We start from the raw sequence: 25,914 nt of genomic DNA, 5'->3' as shown, positions 1-25,914 counted from the left end.
TTGAGGTTCCTTTCTTAGTTTTTTGTCAATTACTATTATACCTCTTTGAGATGTTTTTTTCTATTCTTACTGGCTAATTTAATTTTACAATATGGGATTTTTGCTAATATTGTAGTTTTCTCTTTCTATTAGACCATGTTTCCTTTTTACTTGTGCAATATATAGGCTTGAAACTTTTAGTCCATATTTATCTAACACATACTTTTTAATTTCTCCATAGGTTGCATCTTTTGAAAAGTCAATTTCAGATAATTCATCTTCAGCTATTTCTATATCTAAATGATGTTCAGTGTTTAGTTTGGACAATAATGCTACCGTCTCAACCCCTATGGTTAAGGGGAACATATCCACACTCGTAGTTGGAAACATATCCAACATTGGCTCTCGTTTGTGGGAAGATATCAACGGTTTTGTCTGTTCGTGAGAACATATCAACTCAAATCATTTCATGGTTAATCCCTTATCAATGGCTTCCTGAATAATCTTATGACAACATACCCCCAAAGGATTGTTTTCCTTACAAAGCGAATTTTTCATTGCTCCAGTTATGGCATTTACTTCTTTAACGGTTTTCGCACCATGCTTTACAACTGCTTCAATTACCTGATCTTCTGTGACTTTGCTGCAATAACAAGCATACTTAGGATCTGCATCTTTCTTAAACCAGATAGGAACCCTAACTTGGTCTTTTAAGAATTTTATTTCTTTATCTAAGTTATAGTAAATAACGTCGCAGTCCTCATTCATGCATATCTTATATTGATCTCCATCAACGGCATTACGATAATCATCTGTCACCAAGTGTTCAACGGTTATCCTACTAACTGTTACTCCTTCATTATTACAGACAGGGCAACTCTCCTTTGTTCTATTTAAATTTTGTGTGATACATTCACAGCAACATTCATCAATAACTTTCAATTACATAACCTCCATATCTTTAAAACCATTTAATTCAAGGTAAATCCCAACCAATTTTCATTTATAGTTTTTAAATTAAAAAATACCCCTTGATTGTATCGTCAATTATCGGTATCATTCAAGGGGTGAATAGGAAAAATAGTTTATAGATTCTTTACATTCAAAGCTCTAAAAGCATTTAATACTGCGATGATAGTTACACCTACATCTGCAAATATAGCTGCCCACATAGTAGTTATTCCAAAAGCACTCAAAATAAGAACAATTATTTTTATTCCAATTGCAAATACTATGTTTTGATGTGCAATTTTTAGTGTCTTTTTAGAAATCTTCATTGTAGTAGCAATTTTCGATGGCTCATCAGTCATAATTACAACATCAGCAGCTTCAATGGCCGCATCAGAACCTAAACCACCCATTGCTATTCCAATGTCTGCACGAGCTAATACAGGTGCATCATTGATTCCGTCACCAACAAAGGCAAGTTTACCTTTTTTAGATTTTTGCGAAAATAATTCTTCTAGTTTTTCAACTTTGTCTGCTGGCAACAGTTCTGCATAAACCTTATCAAGACCAAGCTCTTTAGCAACTTTTGAACCAATACTTTTATTATCACCTGTCAACATAACTGTTTGTTTAATATTAGCTGCCTTAAGTTCCTTGATTGCTTGTGCTGAATCTTCCTTTACCTCATCGGCAATTACAATGTAACCTATATATTTGTTATTAACAGCAACATGTACAATAGTACCGATCAGCTCTCCCTTGAAATAAGGGATATCCATCATTTTCATAAGTTTGATATTTCCTGCCATAACCTTTTTGCCATCTACTGTTGCAATAACACCATGACCTGATATCTCTTCTACATCTAAAATACGTTCATTGTCTATTTCTTTGCTATATGCACGTTTCAGTGAAAGTGAAATCGGATGATTGGAATAGCTTTCCGCATGTGCAGTTAATTCTAGTAGCTCTTCTTTGGAAACTCCTTCTGGATGAATTTCCTGTACATTAAATACACCTTTCGTTAGTGTTCCAGTTTTATCAAAAACAACAATTTCAGTTTCTGCTAATGCCTCTAAATAATTACTACCCTTGACTAAAACACCTTTTTTTGAGGCTCCACCTATTCCACCGAAGAAACTCAAAGGAATTGAAATAACTAAAGCACACGGACAGGATACCACAAGGAATGCTAGTGCTCTATATATCCAATCACTAAAAGTCGCCCCGTCTATAACAAGAGGTGGTATAATAGCTAGAAAAACTGCAATTATAACCACAACCGGTGTATAATATCTCGCAAACTTCGTAATAAATTGTTCTGAATTGGATTTTTTACTACTTGCATTTTCAACTAAATCAAGAATTTTTCTTACAGTAGATTCTCCAAATTCCTTGGTAACCTCTGCTGTAATAACCCCATTAATGTTGATGCACCCACTTAGGATATCACTTCCAACTTCTACTTTACGAGGAACAGATTCGCCTGTTAGTGCCGATGTATCAATCATTGAACTTCCCTCAATTACCTTGCCATCAAGAGGAATTTTTTCTCCTGCTTTAATTACAATAATATCTCCAATTTGTACTTCATCTGGGTCAACTTTGACAAGTTCATCACCTTTTTTAACATTTGCATAATCTGGTCGAATATCCATAAGGCTTGCAATTGACTTTCTCGACTTGCCAACTGCATAGCTTTGAAACAGTTCTCCAACTTGATAAAACAGCATAACTGCAACACCTTCAGGATACTCACCAATAAAAAATGCACCAATTGTTGCAATACTCATTAAAAAATTTTCATCGAAAACTTGGCCTTTAAAAATATTTTTTACAGCTCTTTTTACAACATCTCCACCTACAATAATGTAACTTATTATAAATAGAACAATCTGTAACCATTCGTTATTTAAACTAAGCAATACTGCTGTAGCTAACACGGCTGCACCAATAATTATTCGCCATAGTCGTTTTGTCATACTAAATAGCCTCCTTTAAGCCTTTTTCATAGTTGTATCGGGTTCGATTTTTTTAACTATTTTTTCGGCCTCTGCTATTATTGTTGGCATTTTTTCATCCTCACCATCAATAACGAGTTTTGTGGTCATAAAGTTAACAGTGGCTTCTTTCACTCCATCAAGCTCATTAATAGCCTTTTCCATTTTTGCCGCGCAATTTGCACAATCTAAACCTTCAAGTATAAATTTCTTTTTCATTACTAAATCCTCCTAAATATTATTTGTAATTTTATTATGAATACTACAAGTCTTTTTCAAATTTTATTGAAGCATTGCTCATTTGAAATGAAGACTTAAATATATGCCCAAATATCTTCAAAAAATATTCTATTCTACCACATTACTACTTCTCGTTGCTATGAATTAGACCTTGGTCAAATATTTCTCTTACATGATCATCAACTAATGAATAATATACTACTTTGCCTTCTTTTCTGTTTTTCACTAAATTAGCTTGTTTTAAGACTCTCAGCTGATGGGAAATTGCTGATTGTGTCATGTTAAGTAATACAGCGATATCACAAACACACATTTCAGCTTCATGTAAAGCCCATAATATCCTGATTCGTGTTGAATCTCCAAATACTTTAAATAATTCTGCTAGATCATAAAGGCTTTCTTCTTGAGGCATTTTATCTCTAACTTGATTTACAATATCCTCATGAATTAGATTGCAGTCACATCTTTCAATTGAATTAAATTTTTTAGTCATATTATCACCTCTTTTTAAATCATTTCATCTGATTACTTGGACAAGCATTCATATGTTGTATATTTATTATATTATTATTTTTCTCTTGTGTCAATAGTTATATGAGCATTTATTCAAGTATTTTTTATATTATTTAAAATATCTCAAAAACATCTACTAAGACATTAGTACAGTCCTTTCTCGGTATCCTGTTCCATACATATCCTTTAAACAATTCCTTAAAAATAAAGACTTCTCCTTCGTACAAGTTTTCGGTTTCTTTAATAGCTTCATCTAACAGCTTATTACATCACTCATGTGGTCAACTCCTTATCAATAACCTTATAAACAACATTTTTGATAATATCACATGTATAAATCATGTAAAAGTCAATGCAAAAACCGCCAATCAAGAGAACCTAACTCTTAATTGACGGTTTATATTAGTATTAAATCATACTTCCATTTCAATTCCAGATTTAAAGCATATTACAAAGTGGTCATCATAAACACTAACATTCTGGATAATCTTCCTTACTAGGGTATCATCATAACGTGTAACCATTACTGGAACATAAGCTATAAATTTCGTCTTTAAAATGTCCGTTATTTGCAGTTAATATGTTGGGTACATTTTCTAGCACAAAATACTTCGGTCTAACAACACTAACTCCTCAAAAAAATATTTAAATAAATAATTACGTCTATATTTTTATACTCATTAAAAACATCATCAATATCTAATTTTGAAATATCTTCATTAATCATTTTCACTTTAGGATGATTTTTTTTTATAAGAATTAGCTATAGAATAGTCAACTTCATTTGCTAAAACAATTTCAAATCCTGAGTCGAAAAATCCTTTAGATAGTCCACCAACTCCAGAAAACAAATCAATAACTTGTCTTTTCATCTTCTACCCTCATATTCGCTAATTTAGCATATTTTTCTTCTAATTCAACACCGATAAAATTTCTATTTAATCTATAGCTTGCAATTGCAGAAGAACTGCTTCCTAGAAATGGATCTACTACTAAATCGCCCTCTCTTTATCTATCTCTATATCTTTCTCTATCTCTATCTCTTGTCGGACATGGGTTGGACTCATTAAGTACAATGTCCTCTGTTTATTTTGTCTGTATCTTCTTTTTTTCTCTGCCCAGGCTGTTTCTGATCCGATTAAGTTTGGTATTTCAGTTAGGTAGTATTCATCATTTTCTGTTACAACTTCTAATAAGCCTTGATTGATTAAATAATTAACTGTAACCATTACATCATCGTCTGTTTCATCTATTGTTAGTGCTAACTCTTTTATAAAATCACTTTCTACTCCGTCATAATAGAGTTTGCCCTCATCTTTTAGGCTTAGTAGTAGAAGTTTGAGGTAGATTATCGTGTAGGTATCTCCTCCCGATATTCTCCTTAATCTTTTTATCCTTTTGTCTGTGAAAAATTCTTCTTTTTACTATATCTTGTTTTAATATCTTTTTTTCTTGATTTTTTAGTTGCCTTAATCTTTCTTCTGTATGGTCTATTTTATCTTTTATTTCTTTTGACTCTTGTCTTATTTGTTCTAGTTTTTTCATATAAAACTCCTTTCTTGTAATAAAAAAGAGATAACATTTCTGCTATCTCTAAAAAAATTACATCTCAACTATTAATATATTTTTTAAATTGTCTCTTTTTCTCTCTATTATATTCCTAGCTACTATTGATTTATCAATTCCTATGACATATCTATCATTTTCTATTCCAGCACTCAAAAAACTTGAAGAACCACAAAAACAATCCATTATAATTGATTTTTCATTTGATGATTGTTTTATTATCATGGATAACATATCATGATTTTTTTCTGTTGGATATATTGGATATTGTGGATCTTTATAATTCTTCCATACATCTTGAATTTTCTTTCCTTTATGTTCATCAGAAAACTTTTTAATTCTAGGGACACCATTTTTAGACCATTCTATCAAATTACTATTATCTAATCTTTCTAATTCACTAGGGTTACATCTCCAATGTCTACCTTTGGGAGGTAACATTCCTTTCCATTCTCTTCCTGTATCACCATTTTTCGTTTCTCCAGGTGCGTGACACGGCACTGTCGTATAGTAACGACCTTCACCATCTAATTTAGGGAATGATTTTTTTATTTCTTCTTGTGTAAGAGGTATTAACACATTATTAAAAATATTCTTTTGTGGCACTTTTGAATAAATATATATAACATCTTTTTCATTACCATATGCTTTTCTCTTAAAATTTTTAGGATTGGATTTAATTCTAGTTATATCATTAACAAAATTCTCAACACCAAATATCTCGTCAAGAATTATTTTTATATAATGTCCCACCTTACAATCGATATGAAAATATAGTGTTCCTTTTTCACTTAATAACATTCTTATAAGAACGACTCTTTCTCTTATGAATTCCAAATAATCCTCAAAAGACATTTTGTCACTATATGCAATTAAATCACCCTTAGAAGCACTAATAGTTGATGTATTTTCCTCATTATAATAAAAATCAGAGTTAGTATTAAATGGCGGATCGATATATACTAAATCTACCTTATTTTCAAATTCGCCTAGCAACGATATCATTCCATCAAAATTATCTCCATGTATAAATATACCGCTATATTTTTTTTATCAACACTAATTTGGAGTTTCCTTTTTTCATTTATCATATTTTCTATATCATTTAAAGTTTTTTTATTATTATAATAAAGTCCTATCATATAAACTCCTTATATTGAATATAAATAATCTCTAAGTAATACAGCTGAAATAATAACATCTTCATCATTAAAGTTTTCAGATATACTTGTGTACATTTTGTTTCTTGATTTTATATAAAACTCCATCTAGAATAGCAATAGTTTTTACTTTATAGTTAGTATTTCTAAATTCAGATTTCATTGTAGATATAGCATCTGCGAATTGTGCATTTTGGTGTCCACCAAAATCCGTTAAAAATTTTGCTTCTGCTAAAATATATGTGTTATTAAACTTTGCTAAAAAGTCTAACCCTTTATTTCTATCGTAACCAAGATATCTATTAGCAAAATTTTTCATGTTTGCATCACTACCATTAAATATTATGTTTTCCTTACTATTTAAAAATTCATCTTCACATATTGTTATTTTACATCCCAAAGAACCTGAATCTATCCAGTTTTTAAATAAAGGACCTATTTGTCTATTTGTCTCCTTTGGAGCTGTTGTTTTGTCAAATATTTCATTCAATCCCATCTCATAAAGCATTCCTGTTATTCTATTAACAGTATTAGGGTTTCTATCAATAGCTGATTTATCTCTTTTTAAATAGGCAACATAAGAGTCTTTTATTGGAAAAATATCTTGAGATAATAAAATATTAAGCAATCTCTTTGAATCTTTTTCATAAAAATATTTAGTAATATCATCAACTGTTTTCTTACTTAGTTCTCTTCTTAAATTAACCGACATAGGATAGATTTTAAATAACAAATCTAAATAATTTCTTTGGTTAGCTAATTCTATACTTTTTTTAGTCCATATATTCATAATTATTCTCCTGTTTTCCTTATCTCAACAACTTCCTCTATCTTGCAATCCAATGCCAAGCAAATCTTTTCTAATGACTCTAAGTTCACATAAGAGTTTTTGCTCATTCTTGAAATGATGTTGCTTGTTATGTTTGCAGTTCTTTTTAAGTCTTCTTTGTTCATTTCTCTTTCTACCAATAAGTGCCATAATGGTTTATAAGAAATTGCCATATTATTACCCCTTATCCGTTTTATTGTTAAGATATATTATATCATATTTCCAATTTAGATAATCTTTAAATGGTAAATATGATATAATAAATACACTTTTATACAATAACCATAAAACTGTATTTATTATATCATAAATAAGATGATAATTCACTTTAGTCTATTTTATACTTGTGCTTGCGTTAGTATTTATTGAGATAGTCCTTGTTTTCTTACTTGTCCCACTTGGAACTTATCCAAATCGGTTGGGTGCCCGGGAACCTTGTTATTTCATAATCAAAATAATTTAAAAAAGATTTTTTAAAATTAACAAAAGGAGCTTATGTATTTTTAAAAAATCCTCTTTATGTTGACGGAGTAGCTTATCCTCACCACAATGTAAAATTTGGGCTTAATGAAAAATATTTTATAAATGGAGTTAAATTCTTCGTACAAGCAGTTAGCGACTATTTAACATAGTAAATAATTTTAAACAAATAGAGAGAACGTCTGTTCTCTCTATTCTTTTATAAATACAAATTTATTTTCAAAAGACATTTCTTCACTGAATTTATATCCCTCTTTATTAAATTGTTTTATTCCTTCTATATTTTCAATTTTGTTTTTAGTTATAAAGTTTAACATCATTCCCCTTGCTTTTTTTGAAATTGTGGAATGTTTTTTTAATTTTCCATCGGCATTTTCAAAAAATTCAAAATCTAAAAACTTTTCATCTGTAATATATTTTTTTATTACTTTTGAAAATTCATCACTTGCAAGATTAATGATTAAATTTTCATCTTTTAAAACTTCTTTTGCTATCTCATCTTCCCAAAATTTATATAAATTTCCCATTTTTGTTTTCATAAGAAAATCAAGTCTATACGGATTTATCAAATCAAAAGGTTTAAGCACCCCATAAAGTGCAGAAATAATAATTAAATGCTCCTTTATATACTCTAAATCACACTCATCAAACTCTTCTCTTTTTATATTTTTATAACACATTCCGTCATACATATAAAAAGCTTTACAATAATCTTTTGAAATTAACACTTCCGGAACATTCTTTAAAATTTCATTCGTCTTTTCTAAAAAATTTAAGCCAAAAGAAAATCTCTCACAAGTTTTAGAAATAGTCTTTGCAGGCGACAAAATTATTTTCATTCTTTCACTCCTTATACAAATCATATATTATACACTATATAATATTAATTATAATGGTATTATATCATTTGATTTTAATAAATGTCAATACTTTTGTATAATAAAAAAGGTCAAAATTCTAAATAGAATTAAGACCTAATTTTTACATATAATCCATAATTATTACTACTGAAGTTTTTAGTTTTGAATCAAAACTCTTAACAAATCTATCAAATTCATTTGTTAATTGTTCTTTGTCAAAATCTTTTTTTAATTTATTTCCATCAATAAAAATTTCAACTCCTAAAAACTCGCTATCATCTTTCTGATAAATCGCAAAGTCGTGAATTGATTTTATATACTCAACTTGATTTGCCCAGTTTGAAACCAAAACTTTAAGTTCCAACTCTCTTTGTGTATAATTTCCACCAACCGGGTCAATATGTATTATTAAAGAAATTTCGTAATTATCCCTTATTTCTTTTTCAATTATTGTTACAAGATTATGGGCTTTAACCAAACTCATATCTGCGCTAACTTCAATATCCGCTGTTGCAATAGTTTGTAAATGTCCATATTTATGAAAACTTAAATGATGAACTCCTAAAACTCCGTCAAATTTTTCAATTTCATCTGAAATTTTCTTTGCAAATTCATTATCAGGTGCCTCTCCAATAAGTTGGCTAACTGTTTCCTTTGCAAGTGAAAAACCGGAAAATAAAATAAATGCAGAAACTACAAGTCCAACTACTCCGTCAATGGGAAAAGTAGTATAATCTGCAAAAATCATTGCAATTAAAACAACTGAAGTCGTACAAACATCACTTAAACAATCGACAGACGTTGCTCTTAAAATACTTGAGTCGATAGCTTTACCTAGTTTTCTGTTAAACAAACTCATCCAAAGTTTTACAAAAATAGAAACAACGAGAAAAGCAATTCCTATTTTATTCATAACAATTTTTTCAGGGCTTATAATTCTTTCAATCGACGTTTTTGTAAATTGTAAACCAACAAGCATAATCATCATAGAAATGATTAATGTCGTTATGTACTCAACTCTACCATGCCCATAAGGGTGGTCCTTATCGGGTGGAGCAGAAGAAAATTTAAATCCCAAAACCGTTGCAAAAGAATAAATCGCATCAGAAAAATTATTTACGGCGTCAGCTGTTATTGAAACTGAATTTGCAAAAATTCCTATTAAAAACTTTGATACTCCCAAAGTAACATTTAAAGATGTTCCTATTAACCCTGAAAAATATCCAACTTTTTTTCTATCGTACTTATCTGTATTTTCAATTCTTGAAATACTCAATATTTTTTTATCTATCATATTTACTCCATAAATAATATAATATTTCCACTTTCCAGCGTCTTTTTTATGTCGATAATTCTTTGGTTTGATGAACCGCGAAACTTTAGGGTTAAATCTTTTAATCTATAATCAAATCGTCCATCAACTAGAACATCACATTCCTTTAAAAGTTCAAATCTGTCATCATCTTCAAGAATTTCCTCAAAAGTATATCCTGAATAAATCCAAATATTTTTATTCACACTTTTTTTAATATCTCTTACAATTTCAAGGAGCTCTTTGGCATTTTGCATTGGTTCGCCACCAATTAAAGTAAGACCGGAAACATTTTTATCACGCAAATAGTCTATTACTAAATTAGTAGTTTCTTTAGTCCAAAGCTCCCCAAAATTGAAATCCATATATTTTCTATTAAAACAATCTTTACAATTATGTGTACAGCCAGTTACGAAAATACTAGTTCTGATACCAACACCATTTGCAACATCATAAGCTCTTATCTGACCATATCTCATTTTAATCCCTCGCTATATATGAAGAACTCTAGCCTTTATTTCCTTAGTTCTACCTTCATTCCAGAAATTTTCTCCAAGATAACCACAAGTTCTTCTCGTTACATTCATTTTTTGCTTGTCTTTATTATGACATTGAGGACATTCCCATTCATTATATTCGTTTATGATTATTTCTCCATCAAATCCGCAAACATGGCAATAATCTGATTTTGTATTAAATTCAGCATATTGAATATTATCATAGATAAATCTAATCATTTGTTCAACAGCTTCAACATTATGGTTCATATTAGGAATTTCTGCATAAGAAATACAACCCCCTGTTGACAATTTTTGGAAATCTTCTTCAAATCTAAATTTATCAAAAACTGAAATATTTTCCCTAACATCAACATGATAACTATTTGTATAATATCCCTTATCTGTTATATCCTTTATTTCTCCATATTTCTTTCTATCTATAGAACAGAATCTGTGAGTTAAACTTTCAGCAGGAGTTCCATATAGAGAAAATGTCATTCCTGTTTCTTCACTCCAACTGTCAGCCGCTTCTTTAATTCTCTTCATAACTTTAAGAGCAAATTCTTTTCCTTCTTCAGTTGTATGGCTAACGCCTTTTACACACATTGTAGCTTCATACAATCCAATATATCCAACAGAAAGAGTTGAATATCCATTTTCAAGGTATTTCTTAATACTTTCACCTTTTTTAAGTCTAGCAATAGCTCCATATTGCCAATGAATAGGAGAATTATCACTCTTTACATTTTGAAGAAGTGAGTTTCTGAATAAAAGTGCTTTTTTTACAATTTCAAGTCTTTTATCCAACATTTCAAAGAAACCTTCTTCATTTCCTGTATTTAAAATTCCAATTTGTGGTAAGTTCAAACTTACAACACCTTGGTTAAATCTACCTTCAAATTTATAATTTCCATTTTCATCTTTATATGGTGCTAAGAATGATCTACAGCCCATAGGTCCAAATACATTTCCTTCATAATGTTCTCTAAGTTTTTTCGCAGAGATATAATCAGGATACATTCTCTTTGCAGTACATTTTGCAGCGAGTTTTGTTAAATAATAATATTTACTGTCTTCTCTTACATTATTTTCATCCAAAACATAAATCAATTTAGGAAAGGCTGGTGTAATATAAACACCTTTTTCGTTTTTAATTCCTTCTAATCTTTGTTTTATTATTTCTTCAACAATTTGTGCAACTTCATCTTCATATTCAAAACCGTCTTCAACATACATAAATAAAGTAACAAAAGGACTTTGTCCGTTTGTAGTCATTAAAGTATTTATTTGATATTGAATAGTTTGAATCCCTGCTTCCAATTCTTTCTTAGTCATTGCTCTTGCAATATTTTCGATATCTTCTTCATCAGTTAAAATTTCTTTTGCAAGTTTTAAATGTTTTTCATAGCTCTTTCTAAGATATTTTCCTAGATGAGCAACATTTAAGCTTTGCCCTCCAAATTGACCTGACGCAACCTGTGCAATTATTTGAGTCATAACTGTACAAGCTACTTGGAAAGACTTTGGAGTTTCAACCATTTTACCATTAATTACTGTTCCATTATCAAGCATATCTCCAATATTAACTAGACAGCAATTGAACATAGGTTGAATTAAATAGTCCATATCATGAAGATGTATAGCTCCTTCGTCATGAGCCTGAACAATATCCACAGGAATTAGCATTCTTCTTGCTATATCCTTTGAAACTTCTCCGGCAATCAAATCTCTTTGAGTTGATGCAAGAATAGCATTTTTATTTGAATTTTCATTTATAACATCTAAATTTGTCTTATCAAGAAGACCCAAAATACTTTCGTCAGTAGTATTTTTAAGTCTTTTAAAAGTTTGCACAGCCTTATAGTTTTCATAAGCTCTGGCAGTTGCTGGATTTCCATACTTAATTAAGCTGTAGTAAACATGATCTTCTATATCATATATACTCATCTTCTTTCCGATTGTTGTTGCAAAAGTTTCTATCTCTGATGCAATCTTTTCAGCCAATCCTTCTTCGTATACTCCTGTACTGCTATGCATAGCTTTATTTATCGCTATTGCAATTTTATTTGCGTCAAAATCTACTTCTTGACCATTTCTTTTTATAACTTTAATCATAACTACCTCCTAAAATACTTCATAAATACTCGATAGTAAGATTATATCATCAACAATATATATTGTCAATCAATAGTTATTAAACTATATATAGTATATTTATTTGTTTTTACTCATTAAATCCCTCTTGAAAAATTTTATAACAATTTGTAGAATGAGAAAATTAAAAATAAAATAAAAAATTTTTTAAAATTTTTTCTCTTACACAAAAAATAAAGTCGATATAAATTTTATACCGACTTTGTTAAATCACTTATCTTTAATTGTCTTTATTCCAAAAGCAAAATATACTATATGGCAAAACCAAACTAGCCCTAAAATAATTCTTCCGATATTTGTATTTTTCATAAAATAGAATCCCGTCCCCATTGTTATTGTAAAAATTATAATAATTTTTAACTTTGTCTTTAATGGAAGTCCTTTTCTATTTACAATTTTCTCTATATTGTTTTTATACAAATTCGTTTCGACAAACCATTTGTGCAACTTTTTAGAACTTCTTGCAAAGCAAAATACTGTTACAACATAGAAAGGAAATGTCGGCAATATTGGTAAAAACACTCCAACTGTTCCTATTGCAAAAAATATCAACCCTATCGCAATCCAAATATATTTTACTAAATTCATTCTATATTACCTCTCATAATCTAATACATTAATGATAACATATTTCATATTGATTGGCAATATTATATTTCAAAGCAATTTCCTTTTTCGACTTTATAAATTACATCTGCAAATGAAACTGTACTCATTCTGTGTGAAATTAAAAATACCATTCCCTTACAATTTTCTCGAATCAAATTTAATATAATCGATTCATTCAAAGTATCCAAGTTGCTTGTCGGCTCATCAAAGATATATACTTCAGCTTTTTTAAGCAATGCTCTCATAAGTTCAAGTCTTTGCATTTCTCCACTTGAAAAAATAATTTTTTCAGAATTTATTTTAGTATCAAGTCCATTTTCAGTTGATAAAATTTTATCTTTTAATCTACATTTTTCAGCAATTTCTAAAATTTCTTCATCAGTAATCTTATCATTTCCTAAAACTAAATTTTCTCTGATTGTTTGAGAAAAAATTTGTGGAAATTGTGGAATATAAGCAATTTTTTCTTGTAATTTTTTGCTATCAATCTCTAAAATATCATCTTCATTTAAAAATACTTTTCCATTTTTAGCCATATACCATTTCATTACAATTTTCATAAGCGTACTCTTACCAGAGCCACTCTCTCCAACAAGTCCGACAATTTTTTTATCTTCAAAATGTAAATTCAAATTTTCAAAAATTAATTTATCTCTATTAGGATAAGAGAAATCAACATTTTCAAATTTTATTTCATCTAAATTTACAATTTCTTTTCTTCCGTCATTTACACCCGGCTCTTCTTCATCTAATAATCTAAAAGTATTTCTTCCTGCCTGTAATGCACGTCCAAGTCCTAAAGGAAGTCTGCTTAACTCTAAAAACGGAGCAAAAGATGAACTAAATACAGCCAAAGTTATTACAGCATTTTTCACAGTAATTAATTTTCTATTTATAAGTACAAAGTCTGCATAAGCAAAAGCTAAAACTCCAAATCCTATAACTAAAAAACTAAAGGCGAATTGTAAAAAGTTTAATTTTGAAACCTTTCTTTCCTTTTCATTCACAATCTTACTTTCTCTTTCAAGATTTTTAAATCTCTCTTTTTCAACTCCAAGTTGTAGTAAATCTTTCATACCTTTTAAACTATCTAAAAAATATGAAGTATATGATTTTCTAAATTTCTGTTGAATTTCAAGATGAGGTTTTAACTTACTTGAAAATACATTCGGTATAATAACTGCAAGTGTAAAATAAACAGCTATTGCTATTAAACTTAAAACAAAATTATGAGATAGAAAATATATAAAAAGTAGTATTGAAACGATAGTTCCTGTTGTAATAGGAGCTAAAGTATGTGCAAAAAACACTTCTAAAGCCTCAACATCTTCTCCTATAAGTTTTAACAATTCTCCACTATCTTGTGAATCAAGTTTTGAAGGAGCAAGTCGTCTAAGTTTAGAAAAAATTTCTCTTCTAAAATCCGCCAAAACTTTAAATGCAACAAAATGTCCGAAATAATGCTCCCCATATCTAAAAAGCCCTCTTGAAATTGCAAGTACAACCAAAGCTACAAGAGAATATATTTTTAAATCTTCACCATTTAAAACTCCAAATCCTAGTGAAATAATTTTCGCCGGAATGTAAACTGTAATTAAAAAGCCGAAAACGGCAAAAAATACTGCTAACAAAATAACAGGAAGTAATCTTTTCATAAAATTTATAAGTCTTACAACTAATTTTATATTATCTTTCATTTAAAATTTCCTCCATTTCATTTTGTTTATCCAATAATAATTTATATTCAAAGTTTGAAACATACAAATCACAAGGTTTTCCAAAATCCCAAGATTTTTCTTGTCCCATAAACAACACAAAGTCTGCCTTATGAACCTGTTTCATCTTATGGGAAATAAACATAACTATTGAATCTTTTGAAATAAGTCTAATCAAATCTAAAATTGCATTTTCATTTTCCATATCGACACTTGAAGTCATCTCATCAAAAATATAAATCTTTCTATTTGCAAGCAAGCCCCTTGCACAGATAATCTGTTGCCTTTGTCCCGGAGAAATCAACTTTCCATTTTCTCCAATAATAGTATCAAAACCATTAGGTAAAGTTTTTACAAAATTTAAAATATTTTTTTCTTCAATCCATTTCAAAATTTCATTTTCAGATAATTTTGTCGCTTTCTTTAGATTGTCCATAATACTTTCATTAAAAACATAACTATCAGGAGAAATGTAAAAACCTAAAGAATTTATATCGCCCTTTGAAAAATCTTTCAAAGATTTTCCGTCAAGCAAAATTTCTCCAGAATAATTTTCAAGATTTTTAAATAAAATTTTTGCAAATGTACTTTTCCCAAGTCCACTTTCTCCGGCAATTGCAAATAAATTTCCTTTTGAAATTTCAAAATTTATATCATCTAAAATTTTTCTTTCTCCATAAGAAAAAGATAAATTTTTAAATTCAATTCTTTCAACATTTTCAAGTTTAATCTTTGAGTTTTCAATCTTTTCTTCTAAATTTGCATTGTCTAAAAATGTAAAAATTCTGTCTGCCATTTTAGTATTCATCATAAGTAAATGCATACAATAGCCCAATTCTCTAATCGGAGTAAAAAACTCGGTTGCAATCAAAATAAAAAATATGAAATTAAAAATTGACATATTCCCTTTTGAAATTGACATAACAGCTAAAAATCCTGAAATTGCAATTCCAAGATACATAACGCCGTCCATATATCCGACAGATTGAAGTTGAAACTTTAAAAGCTCCATTGTAGAAAGTCTAAACTCTTCTGCACTTTCATTAAATTTTTTCTCATAAATTTCATCGGCACTATAAGAATAAAGTGTATTAAGTCCCTTTAAATCGTCCATAAACAAATTGCTAACGTCCATATAAGTTGACCAATAATGTTGCATAATCTTTGCAGAACGCTTTTGTATCAAAATAATTGAAACCGGAATAAAAGGAATACTAATCAAAAAAACTAGACTTCCAAGTGGATAAATAAAAAATACAATAGCTAAAATTGTCGCACAATTAAGATATGTCCTTAAAGTCGTTGACAAATAATTGCTATAAAAAGTATCCAAGCTGTCAATTCCCTGAGATGCAACAGTAAGCACGTCAGCATAAGAATATTTTTTTGAAAATTCTTCATTATTCTTTGAAAAAACATTGAAAAATTTATTTTTCAAACTATCTCTTGCAAATTGTGATGCCACACCTTGATAATTTTTAGAAAAAATTGAAATTATAAATCCAAAAATATTTAGTCCAATGACAATTAATGCGTAACTAAAAAGATTAAATTCAATCCCGTTACATAAATTAGAAAATCCCTTAGCAATAACGCCAAAAGAAATTATCCTCATCAAAAATTGAATCCAGGCCAAAAAAGAACTTAAATAAACGACCTTCATCTTATCTCCAAGCTCTTTTTTCAATCTGTTCTTCAATTCTTTTCGCCTTTCTCGACTTATCTTTTGCTTTTGAATTTTCGTACTAAAATCACTATCCATAAAAAACTCCTATAAAAATTAATATAAATTATTTATATGATAACCTATTGATTTAAAAAAATCAAGAAAAAAGGTCAGAGAGTTTTTACTCCCTAACCTTAAATTTTTTCTATTTTAGTTTTTTATTTTATTTTTCTAACTTCTTCTAAAACTCTATTAATTGCCTCTTCTGATGACATTTCAAAATTTTCCATTTCTTTTCTTGTTGAAAACTCGATTATATTTTCACCTGCTTTTTTACCAACTGTAATTCTTAGAGGAATACCGATTAAATCTCTGTCGTTAAACTTAACGCCAATTCTTTCTTTTCTATCATCAAGCATTACTTCAACACCTTGTGATTCTAATTCGTCATGAATTTTTTCTCCAAGTTTCATTTGTTCTTCATCATTAATGTTTACAACTGTAACTATCGCATGGAATGGAGCAACTTGAATCGGCCAAATAATTCCCTTTTCATCATTGTTTTGTTCAATGATTGCAGTAATACTTCTTGTAATTCCAATACCATGACTTCCCATCCAAAAATATTGGCTAACTCCATTTTCATCTAAGAAAGTTGCGTTTAATGCTTTAGAATATTTTGTTCCTAATTGGAAGATATTTCCAACTTCTATTCCTCTTGCAAATTTTAACGGATAGCCACTTTCAGGGCAAACATCGCCCTCTTTAACCATAAGTAAATCTTCAACGATTTCTCCGTCAAAATCTCTACCGAAATTACAATTTATATAGTGATGACTTTCTTTATTTCCACCAACTACAACATTTTTCATAAGAGTAACTCTTTTATCTAAAATTTTTCTAACTTTCAAATTTACAGGTCCTGTATATCCTGCAAATGTTCCAATTTTTGAAATCATTTCATCGTCCATCATTTCAACTTCATGTTCAGGTACTCCAAGATAGCCACAAAGTTTTGTCAAATTAAGCTCTCTATCTCCCGGGATAAATACTATAACAGGTTCTCCTGCAACAACTAAATCAACAGCTTTAACACATTTTTTAGTTTCTTGTTTTAAAAAGTCGGCAACTTCTTCTATCGTTTTACAGTCAGGAGTGTAAACTAATTCAAGTTCTTTTTCTTCTCCACTTTCATCAACTTTATAAACAACTTTTGCCTTTTCGTCAGTTGCTGAATATCCGCTTTCATCACAATAGCAGATAACTCCCTCTCCTACATCAGAAAGAGCGATAAATTCATGTGAACTGTTTCCTCCCATTGCTCCGGAATCTCCGGCAACAATTTTGTAATTAAGTCCTAATCTGTTAAATACTTTTTCATAAGCCTTCCACATTTCTTTATATGATTCCATCATCATTTCAGGGCTTACATCAAAAGTATAGGCATCTTTCATTGAAAATTCTCTTGCCCTATTGATTCCAAAACGCGGTCTTTTTTCATCACGATATTTAGTTTGTATTTGGTAGATATTTAAAGGTAATTGTTTATAACTTTTTATTTCCCCACTAATTAAAGTTGTAAAATATTCTTCAGCTGTTGGTCCAAGGCAAAACTCTCTTTCATTTCTATCACTAACTTTAAACATTTCAGGTCCAAAAGTTTGCCATCTTCCTGACTCTTCCCAAATTTCTTTTGGTTGAAGTGCAGACATCAAAATTTCATATCCACCCATTCTATCCATTTCTTCTCTTACGATATTTTCTACTTTTTTAATTGCTCTATATCCAAGTGGAAGATAAGAATAAATTCCTGCAGCAGACTTTCTAATCATTCCTGCCCTTAAAAGCAATTTATGGCTAATAATTTCTGCCTCTTGTGGGTCTTCCCTAAGTGTAGGCATATAGTATCTTTTCATTTTCATAACAAAATTCCTCCGTAATATATTTTAAGTTTTCAGCAATAAAAAAAACGGCTAACATCTCCAAGAGACGAAAGCCGTGGTACCACTCTAATTTATACTCAAAAGCTATAAGGCACAACCCTGTACTTTTAATACAAGCTCAAAGATAGGTTCAATTTCCTCTGTAAAAGTTTTTCACCAAACAACTTCTCTCTACATACAGATAAAAAATTTACTATTTCTTTTCATCACTAAAATCTAACTAAGATTAATTTATTATATTAAATTTAGCAAAAAAAGTCAACTGCATTTAACTTTTTCTACATATAAATATTGTTATGATACAATTGATGTGAGACCAAGGGTACAAAAAAAAGAGAATATCCTATATAATTAAAACAACAAAAAAAATAACCAGAAAGGAACTCTCTTTTATGAATAATATTATATCACAAAATCAAGAAAATATAAAACACAACCAACGTTATATCCCTCATTTACTTCAAACAAGATACCATGCTGTTAAAACTTACAGAAATGGTAATTCTGTTAGCTTTGTTTGCAGAAGATATAAAATATCTAAAGCCTCCCTTATGCGTTGGAATAAAAGATTTGATGGCTCTATTGACTCCCTTAGGGATAAATCTCATAGACCTTTATCTAAACACCCTAATTCTAATACCGATACTGAAATTTATTGGATTAAAAATCTCATTAGAAGAAATCCTAATATTTCTTTGATTGAACTTTATGCTAAACTTAAACTAAATAAAGGTTATACTAGACACCCTTGCTCCCTTTTTAGATTCCTTAGAAAACTTGGCTTTTTTAAAGATATTAAACAACCTTCCAAACCCTATGTTCCTAAACCTTATCACACTCCTACTAAAATTGGTGTTAAAATGCAACTTGATGTTAAATATGTTCCCAATTCTTGTTATGTTGGTAAATACCCTGACAAATTCTACCAATATACAATTATTGATGAGGCAACTCGTGAAAGGTTTATTTATCCTTTTAAGGAACAATCTTCTTATAGTACTGTTACTTTTGTTAAAATGGCTATTAAACACTTTGGTTATACTCCTGAAATTATTCAAACCGATAATGGCTTTGAATTTACACATTTTAAAGATACTAAAAGAGTTCATCCTTTTGACAAACTATGTAATGAATTGGGTATTAAACATCAATTAATCAGACCTAGAATACCTAGACACAATGGCAAGGTTGAAAGAACTCATAGAAATCCCATATTGTAAAATTAAGTTAGCCAGTAAGAATAGAAAAAAACATCTCAAAGAGGTATAATAGTAATTGACAAAAAACTAAGAAAGGAACCTCAATGAGATGTATAATAATTGTAACACAAAACACAAACATTTAACAATAGATTTAAGAAAATTAATAGAAAAATGGAAAAAAGAAAGAAAAAGTAATAGAGAAATAGCAAGACTTTTAGGAAAAAGTCCTCAAACAATAAATAATGAGATTAAAAGAGGATCTGTAATTCAAAAAACTTCTAATGGTAAGTTAAAAAGTGTATATAAAGCCGATTTTGCACAGTTAATTTATGATAAAAATAAAAAAAGATGTGGTAGAAGATTAAAAGTACATTTTGAGATTAGAGATAAAATTTTACATTTTTTAAAGCAAAAGCATTCTCCAGAGATGATTTCAAAAACAAAAATAGATAAAAAGGTATCAACATCTACAATATATTACTGGATAAATAAAGGATTTTTTGGATTAAAAAGAAGTATTTTAAATTATCCTAGGAAGAAAAAATCAAAGAATATATATAAAGGAAAAAGAGGTATTGTATTAGGAAAATCAATAGAAGAAAGACCAGAAAGTATAAATGAAAGAGTAGAAATAGGACATTTTGAAATAGATACAGTTATTTTAAGAAAAGAAAAAGGTAATTGTTTACTAACACTAACTGATAGAAAAAGTAGATTTGAAATAATAAGATTAATACCTGATAAGACATCAAAATCAGTAAATAAAGCATTAGAAGAAATACTTAAAGAATACAAAATAAAAAGTATAACAGCAGATAATGGATTAGAATTTGCAAGACTTTATGAGGTATTTGACTATGAAAATATATATTATGCTCATCCGTATTCAAGTTATGAAAGAGGAACTAATGAAAATCATAATAGACTAATAAGAAGATTTTTACCTAAAGGAACAAAAAATACTACTCATCAAAGAGTAGCATTTATTGAAAATTGGATTAATGACTATCCTAAAAAAATATTCAATTACAAAACGCCTAGAGAATTATTTTTATGTGGCTAATTTATTCTTGCAATTTAGGAAAAAATAATAACATTACTACTATTAATAAAAATCAATTTTATCATTTTTTTTCGCAAAATTTTTTAAAAAACCAATAAAAATTAATGATAATATAAAATAAAAAATCCCCAAAGAAATTTCAAGAAAAATATTTATAAATAAAAAATTATAATCAATTTTATTAAATACCATATATGATACTCTAACTATTCTTTTCAAAGGAAAAATATAAGATATATATTCTATAAAATCAGGAAAAATAGCAGTAGAAAAATTAACACCGCTCATAATCATTATTAAAAAATTACTAGAATTAAGTATGAAATTTAAATTATTAGTAATTAATCCAAAAAATGAAATGAATAACGAAAACATTACCATAGAAAACATTGCTGTTAGGACTAATACTAGAAACACTATTAAATTTATATTATTAAATCTAATATTAAATATAATACAAGAAAAAAATAACCCTAAAATTGTAGTAATTATAGACATTATATATGGGAAAAATGCTTTTTCTAAAATAAATATAAACATATTCCTAGAAGATAAAAATAAATTGTAAAGTCTACCATTATATTTTTCAATCTCAAATGTAATGCCTAATGTAAATATGCATATATTACCACATAATAAAAATGAATTATTTAAAATCAATATTTCAAAATTATTAATTTTTCTCGCAAAAGAAACCAAAATTACATAAAAAATCAAAGAAAAAATAGGATATATAAATTCTATTAACAAATATTCTTGTAAAGAATATATTATATATTGTTCCTTAAATAATAATAACGATTGTTTTATAAATGTTTTCATTTAGTACATCTCCAAATTCCCCTGAATATTTATTTTAGAATCAAACATTTTTGATACTACAACAAACAAACATACAAATAATAATAAAGTTACAAATAATTTAAATATAATATCAAAGCTAACATTAACTGGTTCTATTTTTAATGACATTCTTATAAGTTTAATACTATATGTAATTGGAAAAATCTTACCAATAATTTGTATCTGATATGGTAAAATATTAACAGGGAAAGCTAACCCACAAAAATAAATAATTGGTATTTCTAATAAATTCATATATAATCCCGTTTTCCTTGAAATAGTTAAAAGATATGAAAAAAACATTGATATTATAAGAAAACAAATTATTGTCATAAGTAAAGCGAAGCAAAATAGATATGGATAATATATAATAAACTTAGTATTAAATAATAATTTAGCCATAAAAAAACTAACAAAAAAAGTAACCATAGCTAGAAAAGTGTTCCCTAAAATTTTTATAAATATTAATAATTTAAAATTAACTGGAGAAAGATATATTGAAACTAATGTTCCATTTAATTTTTCTCTCATTATATCTCCTATAGATGAAAAACACATACAACTCCAAATAGACATAACTGATGAAGTAATAACTATATAACCCCCTAAATTTGTTATATTAGATTTTTCAAATATATAATATAAAAAAATTAAATTTAATATCGGACTAATTATTAATGTATATTTAAACATCGATCTACTAAAAGAATTTATAATCTGTATTTTAAAAGTATTAATAAAAATGTTAATATTTTTCATTTATTTCTCCTAGAATCTTAATATATGCGTTTTCAAGAGTTGGCTCTTTCTTATAAATAGAAATAATTTTACAATCTCTAATAAAAAAAAGAATATAACTTAGAATTTCAGGAATATCTAAATGTTTTATAGATAGCAATACATTATTACAAAAATCTAAACTAACTACAACCTCTTTTATACTTTTATTCTTTCTTAGATAAAAGATTATATCTTCCTCTATACTTTCTAATAATATCTCAGTTTCACAAATATTAAAAGTTTTTTTCTTTAATTCTTTAGTCGTGCCTTCAACAACAGTTATTCCTTTATCTATAATAGAAACTCTATCACATAGTTCGTCAATTTCTTTTAAATAATGAGAAGTCAAAAAGATAGTTTTTTTATTTTCTCTAAGATTAGTTATTATATTTTTTAAATCTTTCGCTCCTACTGGATCTAATCCAATCGTTGGTTCATCCATAAAAATAATCTCAGGATCATTTACAAGTGATTTTGCAATTAATAACCTCTGAATCATGCCTTTAGAAAATGTTTCAACTTTTGAAGAACCATATTCTTTTAAACCTACTATATCTAGTAATCTCTCAATCCTTTTTTTTGAAATTTTGCTATCTATATAATATAAATTAGAAAAATATTCTAAATTTTCTTTTGCTGTTAACCTTCTATATAATCCACGCTCTCCCTCAAAAACAAAGTTTATTTTTTGAGAAAAATATTTAGATTCGGTAATAACATCATATCCCATGATCCTAACATCACCAGATGTAGGCAACAATAAAGAAAGTAAAATTTTTATAATTGTAGTCTTTCCTGCCCCGTTTTGTCCTAAAAGCCCATAAATTTCGCCTTTATTAACGGTAAAACTAACATCCTTAATAACCTGTACTATTTGTCTTTTTCTCTTAAAAATTCCTTTTTTAAGATAAAAATCTCTCTTTAAATTTTTAACAAAAATTATATTTTCCATAACACCTCTTTAAATATCTATAGAATCAAAAATATCCTCTTCAACTAAATTCTCATAATGTCCACTATGAATATGATGTCTTAAAAATGACTTAATCAAATAAATAACATCTGGAAAATTGATTATCAAATGTAAAATTATACTTCCAATTATGTTATTAGAAAAATAATATAATAATGAAGACAAAAATCCAATGACTAATTGATTAATATAATCTTTTAACTTAAAGCTATTCCCCCAAGGTAGTAAAAAATGACCCAAAACAAAATAAATAGAGCTAATAAATATACTAATATATCCATATCTAAAATATATACTAATTAAGTAATATCTAAAAAATAATTCTTCTGATATACTTGCACCTATCCTATTAATAATTTGTAAAAAATAATATAATTTGTCATGATATAGGGATTCCTGTATAACCATATTTGACAATAAGAAATTAAACTCTTTAATATTTATAAAAATATAAATAATACCTATAACTAATGCTAATATAATACTATACGTAAAATCTAAAGTTATATTTATTATACAATATTTGTGAAAAATTATTCCAATGATTAAATATGGTAAAAAATATCCAATAATTCTACAAAAATAATAAAATTTATTTGTTTTGTTTAGTCTTCTAATATTTCCTAAAATTAGCAAAATTAATACCCAATTTATAGAAAAAATATTAGTATCCTTGGTAAAAAAAAACAATGGAAAACAGATAGAAATTAATCTGATACTTTCTCTAACACTAAAATAATCAAACTTTTTCAATAATATTTTTCTCCAATAATATATTTAAAAACAAAAAAATATCTTCTGCTATATTGCTTTCCATTCCACTCTTATACTCATCAAAAATCTTTTTTGCCAGCTCATAAACTGTCACATCCTTACCTATATATTTTAAGATTACAATCCCAGTATAATTTATTTCAAAAACACTTTCACCTTTGATTATATAGATATTATCAGAAATTTTTCTTATTTTTATACCTTCACTCCGTTTATATAAACTTAAATTCATATTCATAAAACGATATCCTCCAACATAATCTCTTCCAATCTTTGTTCAATATAGTTTAATGACTCAACTATAGTAGTTTTTATCTTAATATTATCATTTAAATCACTAATAAAAAGTTTTTTGAATATAACCTTATCAACATCTAGATTATAAAAATTCACTAGATTAAAAAACTTTAAAAAAACCCACTTATCTCTATCTACAAATTCTCCAAAGTTAAATATTACAATCTTAGCATATATTTTAAATATTTCTCTTGCACAAAAAAGAGCTGTAATAATCTGATTTTCTTCTAAATTACCATATAAATCTTCAGTTAAATTGTCTAATATATTAAACAATTTTCCTTTATAAATTTTAGAAAATTTTTTAAAATCTAAATTATTATAGTATAATTTGAATAACTCATCATTTTTTATACACATTGAATAAAAAAATCTATTAACAATACTATTAAGTTCTTCTATAGAACAATCAACTTTTATAATATTATCTATTCTAATATTGTCATCAATTAAAGAATTATTAATTTTATTTATAATATCTTCAAAAAAACTTTTTTTATAGTATTCTACGTCTAATTTAACTTTTTCTAACTTAAAAAAATTAGTTTTTTTAAATTCGTTAAAATATGTATAGTCTGTATTTTGAAATAAATTGTCATCTCTAATTACAAATACATCCAAATCTGATTTTTTATTTCCCATTCCTTTAGAAAACTTGTTCTTACTACCCTCTATAACAGAACCAGATAAAAATACACAATCTGTACTATATAATTCAATAACCGATTCTAATTTATCAACTAAAAATTCATCACCAGTAATATTTAAATGTTTCATTGAATAATCTCCTATAATAAATTATATCAAAAATTGTATGAACTAAATATAAAAATATATCTAGTTCATATAATTCATGACACTTAAAGTATAATTTATTTACCTATACTTCCATGTTCTCCAGATAAAGATGCAGGAATATTAACTTCCTTAATCAATGGTTTTTGGTATTTCAATATATTCACCTCCTTACTATAAACAAATAATAAATTTACAAACAAAAACACACATATTTTTTTATTTGTAAATAATTGATATTGGTAAATTACTATTTATAATTCTAATCTCATCTATAAATTCTTTTCTATTTATTCCTTGCAACTCTACTATATCATATCTTAATTCTATCAATGTTCCCATATTAGAAGTTCTTATAGAATATAAGTAGAACTCTTTTAAATATTTTTTAAATATTGGTTCCAGTTCATATAGAAAATCAATATCTTCAGAAATTGTAATCTTCAACTGATATATATTAATATCCAACGATAATTTCCTATATAAATAAATCGATATTAAAAATAGAATTAGTAAAAAAACAGATACTATAGTTATAAAAATCATACCTTTCACTATAAATAACTCTATAACATATAAAAAAATTTCAAAATATCTATAATTAAAAACTTTGTTTCTATTCAAATAAAATTCTAATATCCCATATTGTAAAATTAAGTTAGCCAGTAAGAATAGAAAAAAACATCTCAAAGAGGTATAATAGTAATTGAACA

General features: G+C 27.5%; 28 protein-coding genes, 4 pseudogenes and 1 other annotated feature. Of the genes and pseudogenes, 3 read left to right on the top strand and 29 right to left on the bottom strand.

All coding sequences use genetic code 11. The annotated features are described in order from the left end of the window. Positions 1 to 84 precede the first annotated feature (84 nt). From IBJ83_RS07110 to IBJ83_RS06990, 23 genes and pseudogenes are all read right to left on the bottom strand, one after another. Positions 85 to 378, bottom strand: a complete 294-nt coding sequence (locus IBJ83_RS07110) for an RNA methyltransferase (protein WP_231698902.1) — start codon at positions 376 to 378, stop codon at positions 85 to 87. Positions 379 to 441: 63 nt separating this feature from the next. Then, entirely contained in the window at positions 442 to 921 is a 480-nt protein-coding gene (locus tag IBJ83_RS07105) for a Csac_0668 family 2Fe-2S cluster-binding (seleno)protein (RefSeq protein ID WP_026478197.1), read from the bottom strand. A gap of 143 nt (positions 922 to 1,064) precedes the next feature. Continuing rightward, the gene (locus IBJ83_RS07100) at positions 1,065 to 2,909 is read right to left on the bottom strand and encodes a heavy metal translocating P-type ATPase (protein WP_201275921.1); all 1,845 of its coding nucleotides are present in this window, start codon (positions 2,907 to 2,909) and stop codon (positions 1,065 to 1,067) included. A gap of 15 nt (positions 2,910 to 2,924) precedes the next feature. Further along, the gene (locus tag IBJ83_RS07095) at positions 2,925 to 3,146 is read right to left on the bottom strand and encodes a cation transporter (protein WP_003145146.1); all 222 of its coding nucleotides are present in this window, start codon (positions 3,144 to 3,146) and stop codon (positions 2,925 to 2,927) included. Between the two features lie 145 nt (positions 3,147 to 3,291). Next, positions 3,292 to 3,660, bottom strand: coding sequence for an ArsR/SmtB family transcription factor (locus IBJ83_RS07090; RefSeq protein WP_068472545.1), 369 nt, complete (start codon positions 3,658 to 3,660; stop codon positions 3,292 to 3,294). 133 nt (positions 3,661 to 3,793) lie between these two features. Then, positions 3,794 to 3,925 carry a DUF1413 domain-containing protein gene (locus IBJ83_RS07085; protein WP_438590710.1) on the bottom strand — a complete coding sequence of 44 codons (132 nt, stop codon included), beginning with the start codon at positions 3,923 to 3,925 and terminating at the stop codon, positions 3,794 to 3,796. A 262-nt stretch (positions 3,926 to 4,187) separates the two neighbouring features. Then, positions 4,188 to 4,289 (bottom strand): annotated as a pseudogene (locus IBJ83_RS08640) (hypothetical protein); the annotation flags it as partial. A 125-nt stretch (positions 4,290 to 4,414) separates the two neighbouring features. After that, positions 4,415 to 4,552: a DNA cytosine methyltransferase gene (locus IBJ83_RS07070; protein WP_201275919.1), complete on the bottom strand. Its 138-nt coding sequence runs from the start codon at positions 4,550 to 4,552 to the stop codon at positions 4,415 to 4,417. After that, a complete protein-coding gene (locus IBJ83_RS08635) occupies positions 4,533 to 4,637 on the bottom strand; it encodes a hypothetical protein (RefSeq protein ID WP_407863117.1) in 105 nt (34 codons plus the stop codon). The genes IBJ83_RS07070 and IBJ83_RS08635 overlap by 20 nt, the downstream gene beginning before the upstream one ends. A gap of 160 nt (positions 4,638 to 4,797) precedes the next feature. After that, positions 4,798 to 5,101: pseudogene (locus tag IBJ83_RS07060) on the bottom strand (phage replisome organizer N-terminal domain-containing protein); the annotation flags it as partial. Next, a complete protein-coding gene (locus tag IBJ83_RS07055) occupies positions 4,992 to 5,225 on the bottom strand; it encodes a hypothetical protein (RefSeq protein WP_201275922.1) in 234 nt (77 codons plus the stop codon). The pseudogene IBJ83_RS07060 and the gene IBJ83_RS07055, both read right to left, overlap by 110 nt. A 57-nt stretch (positions 5,226 to 5,282) precedes the next feature. Beyond that, positions 5,283 to 6,251 (bottom strand): DNA methyltransferase, encoded by a 969-nt coding sequence (locus IBJ83_RS07050; RefSeq protein WP_201275918.1) that lies wholly within the window; start codon positions 6,249 to 6,251, stop codon positions 5,283 to 5,285. Beyond that, positions 6,248 to 6,388, bottom strand: a complete 141-nt coding sequence (locus tag IBJ83_RS07045; RefSeq protein WP_201275917.1) for a hypothetical protein — start codon at positions 6,386 to 6,388, stop codon at positions 6,248 to 6,250. Before IBJ83_RS07045 ends, IBJ83_RS07050 begins: the two co-directional genes overlap by 4 nt. A gap of 9 nt (positions 6,389 to 6,397) precedes the next feature. Next, positions 6,398 to 7,196 (bottom strand): annotated as a pseudogene (locus tag IBJ83_RS07035) (hypothetical protein). A gap of 2 nt (positions 7,197 to 7,198) precedes the next feature. Continuing rightward, on the bottom strand, positions 7,199 to 7,408 hold the full coding sequence (locus IBJ83_RS07030; protein WP_201275914.1) for a helix-turn-helix domain-containing protein: 210 nt from the start codon (positions 7,406 to 7,408) through the stop codon (positions 7,199 to 7,201). A gap of 498 nt (positions 7,409 to 7,906) precedes the next feature. Continuing rightward, entirely contained in the window at positions 7,907 to 8,554 is a 648-nt protein-coding gene (locus IBJ83_RS07025; protein WP_201275913.1) for a YaaA family protein, read from the bottom strand. Between the two features lie 142 nt (positions 8,555 to 8,696). Beyond that, positions 8,697 to 9,869 carry a cation diffusion facilitator family transporter gene (locus IBJ83_RS07020; RefSeq protein WP_201275912.1) on the bottom strand — a complete coding sequence of 391 codons (1,173 nt, stop codon included), beginning with the start codon at positions 9,867 to 9,869 and terminating at the stop codon, positions 8,697 to 8,699. A 2-nt stretch (positions 9,870 to 9,871) separates the two neighbouring features. Next, positions 9,872 to 10,366 (bottom strand): anaerobic ribonucleoside-triphosphate reductase activating protein, encoded by a 495-nt coding sequence (nrdG, locus tag IBJ83_RS07015; protein WP_068472626.1) that lies wholly within the window; start codon positions 10,364 to 10,366, stop codon positions 9,872 to 9,874. 12 nt (positions 10,367 to 10,378) lie between these two features. Next, complete coding sequence (nrdD, locus tag IBJ83_RS07010) at positions 10,379 to 12,502, bottom strand: anaerobic ribonucleoside-triphosphate reductase (RefSeq protein ID WP_201275911.1); 2,124 nt, start codon at positions 12,500 to 12,502, stop codon at positions 10,379 to 10,381. 249 nt (positions 12,503 to 12,751) lie between these two features. Next, entirely contained in the window at positions 12,752 to 13,129 is a 378-nt protein-coding gene (locus IBJ83_RS07005) for a YbaN family protein (protein ID WP_068472628.1), read from the bottom strand. Positions 13,130 to 13,191: 62 nt separating this feature from the next. Further along, positions 13,192 to 14,847, bottom strand: coding sequence for an ABC transporter ATP-binding protein (locus tag IBJ83_RS07000; RefSeq protein WP_201275910.1), 1,656 nt, complete (start codon positions 14,845 to 14,847; stop codon positions 13,192 to 13,194). After that, the gene (locus tag IBJ83_RS06995) at positions 14,837 to 16,627 is read right to left on the bottom strand and encodes an ABC transporter ATP-binding protein/permease (RefSeq protein ID WP_201275909.1); all 1,791 of its coding nucleotides are present in this window, start codon (positions 16,625 to 16,627) and stop codon (positions 14,837 to 14,839) included. The genes IBJ83_RS07000 and IBJ83_RS06995 overlap by 11 nt, the downstream gene beginning before the upstream one ends. A gap of 122 nt (positions 16,628 to 16,749) precedes the next feature. Next, on the bottom strand, positions 16,750 to 18,453 hold the full coding sequence (locus IBJ83_RS06990; protein WP_201275908.1) for a proline--tRNA ligase: 1,704 nt from the start codon (positions 18,451 to 18,453) through the stop codon (positions 16,750 to 16,752). 60 nt (positions 18,454 to 18,513) lie between these two features. Continuing rightward, positions 18,514 to 18,690: a binding site (T-box leader), on the bottom strand. Positions 18,691 to 18,866: 176 nt separating this feature from the next. On the opposite strand from IBJ83_RS06990, the pseudogene IBJ83_RS06985 reads away from it, so the two are divergent. The 3 genes and pseudogenes from IBJ83_RS06985 to IBJ83_RS06975 form a co-directional block, all read left to right on the top strand. After that, positions 18,867 to 19,682: pseudogene (locus tag IBJ83_RS06985) on the top strand (DDE-type integrase/transposase/recombinase); the annotation flags it as partial. A gap of 100 nt (positions 19,683 to 19,782) precedes the next feature. Beyond that, positions 19,783 to 20,739 (top strand): IS30 family transposase, encoded by a 957-nt coding sequence (locus IBJ83_RS06980; protein WP_201275907.1) that lies wholly within the window; start codon positions 19,783 to 19,785, stop codon positions 20,737 to 20,739. A gap of 319 nt (positions 20,740 to 21,058) precedes the next feature. Further along, positions 21,059 to 21,307 (top strand): hypothetical protein, encoded by a 249-nt coding sequence (locus IBJ83_RS06975; protein ID WP_201275906.1) that lies wholly within the window; start codon positions 21,059 to 21,061, stop codon positions 21,305 to 21,307. Between the two features lie 254 nt (positions 21,308 to 21,561). On the opposite strand, the gene IBJ83_RS06970 is transcribed toward IBJ83_RS06975, so the two are convergent. The 6 genes from IBJ83_RS06970 to IBJ83_RS06945 form a co-directional block, all read right to left on the bottom strand. After that, positions 21,562 to 22,341 carry an ABC transporter permease gene (locus IBJ83_RS06970; RefSeq protein WP_201275905.1) on the bottom strand — a complete coding sequence of 260 codons (780 nt, stop codon included), beginning with the start codon at positions 22,339 to 22,341 and terminating at the stop codon, positions 21,562 to 21,564. After that, the gene (locus IBJ83_RS06965; protein WP_201275904.1) at positions 22,328 to 23,314 is read right to left on the bottom strand and encodes an ABC transporter ATP-binding protein; all 987 of its coding nucleotides are present in this window, start codon (positions 23,312 to 23,314) and stop codon (positions 22,328 to 22,330) included. Before IBJ83_RS06965 ends, IBJ83_RS06970 begins: the two co-directional genes overlap by 14 nt. A gap of 9 nt (positions 23,315 to 23,323) precedes the next feature. Further along, positions 23,324 to 23,743, bottom strand: coding sequence for a CPBP family intramembrane glutamic endopeptidase (locus IBJ83_RS08630; protein ID WP_408635043.1), 420 nt, complete (start codon positions 23,741 to 23,743; stop codon positions 23,324 to 23,326). 331 nt (positions 23,744 to 24,074) lie between these two features. Then, the gene (locus tag IBJ83_RS06955) at positions 24,075 to 24,347 is read right to left on the bottom strand and encodes a PqqD family peptide modification chaperone (RefSeq protein WP_201275902.1); all 273 of its coding nucleotides are present in this window, start codon (positions 24,345 to 24,347) and stop codon (positions 24,075 to 24,077) included. Continuing rightward, on the bottom strand, positions 24,344 to 25,183 hold the full coding sequence (locus IBJ83_RS06950; RefSeq protein WP_201275901.1) for a hypothetical protein: 840 nt from the start codon (positions 25,181 to 25,183) through the stop codon (positions 24,344 to 24,346). Before IBJ83_RS06950 ends, IBJ83_RS06955 begins: the two co-directional genes overlap by 4 nt. Positions 25,184 to 25,420: 237 nt before the next feature. After that, positions 25,421 to 25,669: a hypothetical protein gene (locus tag IBJ83_RS06945; protein ID WP_201275900.1), complete on the bottom strand. Its 249-nt coding sequence runs from the start codon at positions 25,667 to 25,669 to the stop codon at positions 25,421 to 25,423. Positions 25,670 to 25,914 lie beyond the last annotated feature (245 nt).

Origin of the sequence: Parvimonas parva (genome assembly GCF_016552165.1) — a bacterium.
Taxonomy (GTDB): Bacteria; Bacillota; Clostridia; order Tissierellales; family Peptoniphilaceae; genus Parvimonas; species Parvimonas parva.
This window is presented reverse-complemented; position numbering and strand designations above follow the sequence as displayed.

Excerpts from the sequence above, each read along its gene's own strand:
- IBJ83_RS07110 (WP_231698902.1), bottom strand. The coding sequence starts at position 378 with ATGTTGGATATGTTTCCAACTACGAGTGTGGATATGTTCCCCTTAACC.
- IBJ83_RS07100 (WP_201275921.1), bottom strand. The coding sequence starts at position 2,909 with ATGACAAAACGACTATGGCGAATAATTATTGGTGCAGCCGTGTTAGCT.
- IBJ83_RS07095 (WP_003145146.1), bottom strand. The coding sequence starts at position 3,146 with ATGAAAAAGAAATTTATACTTGAAGGTTTAGATTGTGCAAATTGCGCG.
- IBJ83_RS07090 (WP_068472545.1), bottom strand. The coding sequence starts at position 3,660 with ATGACTAAAAAATTTAATTCAATTGAAAGATGTGACTGCAATCTAATT.
- IBJ83_RS07070 (WP_201275919.1), bottom strand. The coding sequence starts at position 4,552 with ATGAAAAGACAAGTTATTGATTTGTTTTCTGGAGTTGGTGGACTATCT.
- IBJ83_RS07055 (WP_201275922.1), bottom strand. The coding sequence starts at position 5,225 with ATGAAAAAACTAGAACAAATAAGACAAGAGTCAAAAGAAATAAAAGAT.
- IBJ83_RS07050 (WP_201275918.1), bottom strand. The coding sequence starts at position 6,251 with ATGATATCGTTGCTAGGCGAATTTGAAAATAAGGTAGATTTAGTATAT.
- IBJ83_RS07045 (WP_201275917.1), bottom strand. The coding sequence starts at position 6,388 with ATGATAGGACTTTATTATAATAATAAAAAAACTTTAAATGATATAGAA.
- IBJ83_RS07030 (WP_201275914.1), bottom strand. The coding sequence starts at position 7,408 with ATGGCAATTTCTTATAAACCATTATGGCACTTATTGGTAGAAAGAGAA.
- IBJ83_RS07025 (WP_201275913.1), bottom strand. The coding sequence starts at position 8,554 with ATGAAAATAATTTTGTCGCCTGCAAAGACTATTTCTAAAACTTGTGAG.
- IBJ83_RS07020 (WP_201275912.1), bottom strand. The coding sequence starts at position 9,869 with ATGATAGATAAAAAAATATTGAGTATTTCAAGAATTGAAAATACAGAT.
- nrdG (WP_068472626.1), bottom strand. The coding sequence starts at position 10,366 with ATGAGATATGGTCAGATAAGAGCTTATGATGTTGCAAATGGTGTTGGT.
- nrdD (WP_201275911.1), bottom strand. The coding sequence starts at position 12,502 with ATGATTAAAGTTATAAAAAGAAATGGTCAAGAAGTAGATTTTGACGCA.
- IBJ83_RS07005 (WP_068472628.1), bottom strand. The coding sequence starts at position 13,129 with ATGAATTTAGTAAAATATATTTGGATTGCGATAGGGTTGATATTTTTT.
- IBJ83_RS07000 (WP_201275910.1), bottom strand. The coding sequence starts at position 14,847 with ATGAAAGATAATATAAAATTAGTTGTAAGACTTATAAATTTTATGAAA.
- IBJ83_RS06995 (WP_201275909.1), bottom strand. The coding sequence starts at position 16,627 with ATGGATAGTGATTTTAGTACGAAAATTCAAAAGCAAAAGATAAGTCGA.
- IBJ83_RS06990 (WP_201275908.1), bottom strand. The coding sequence starts at position 18,453 with ATGAAAATGAAAAGATACTATATGCCTACACTTAGGGAAGACCCACAA.
- IBJ83_RS06980 (WP_201275907.1), top strand. The coding sequence starts at position 19,783 with ATGTATAATAATTGTAACACAAAACACAAACATTTAACAATAGATTTA.
- IBJ83_RS06975 (WP_201275906.1), top strand. The coding sequence starts at position 21,059 with ATGAAATTTAAATTATTAGTAATTAATCCAAAAAATGAAATGAATAAC.
- IBJ83_RS06970 (WP_201275905.1), bottom strand. The coding sequence starts at position 22,341 with ATGAAAAATATTAACATTTTTATTAATACTTTTAAAATACAGATTATA.
- IBJ83_RS06965 (WP_201275904.1), bottom strand. The coding sequence starts at position 23,314 with ATGGAAAATATAATTTTTGTTAAAAATTTAAAGAGAGATTTTTATCTT.
- IBJ83_RS08630 (WP_408635043.1), bottom strand. The coding sequence starts at position 23,743 with ATGGTTATACAGGAATCCCTATATCATGACAAATTATATTATTTTTTA.
- IBJ83_RS06955 (WP_201275902.1), bottom strand. The coding sequence starts at position 24,347 with ATGAATATGAATTTAAGTTTATATAAACGGAGTGAAGGTATAAAAATA.
- IBJ83_RS06950 (WP_201275901.1), bottom strand. The coding sequence starts at position 25,183 with ATGAAACATTTAAATATTACTGGTGATGAATTTTTAGTTGATAAATTA.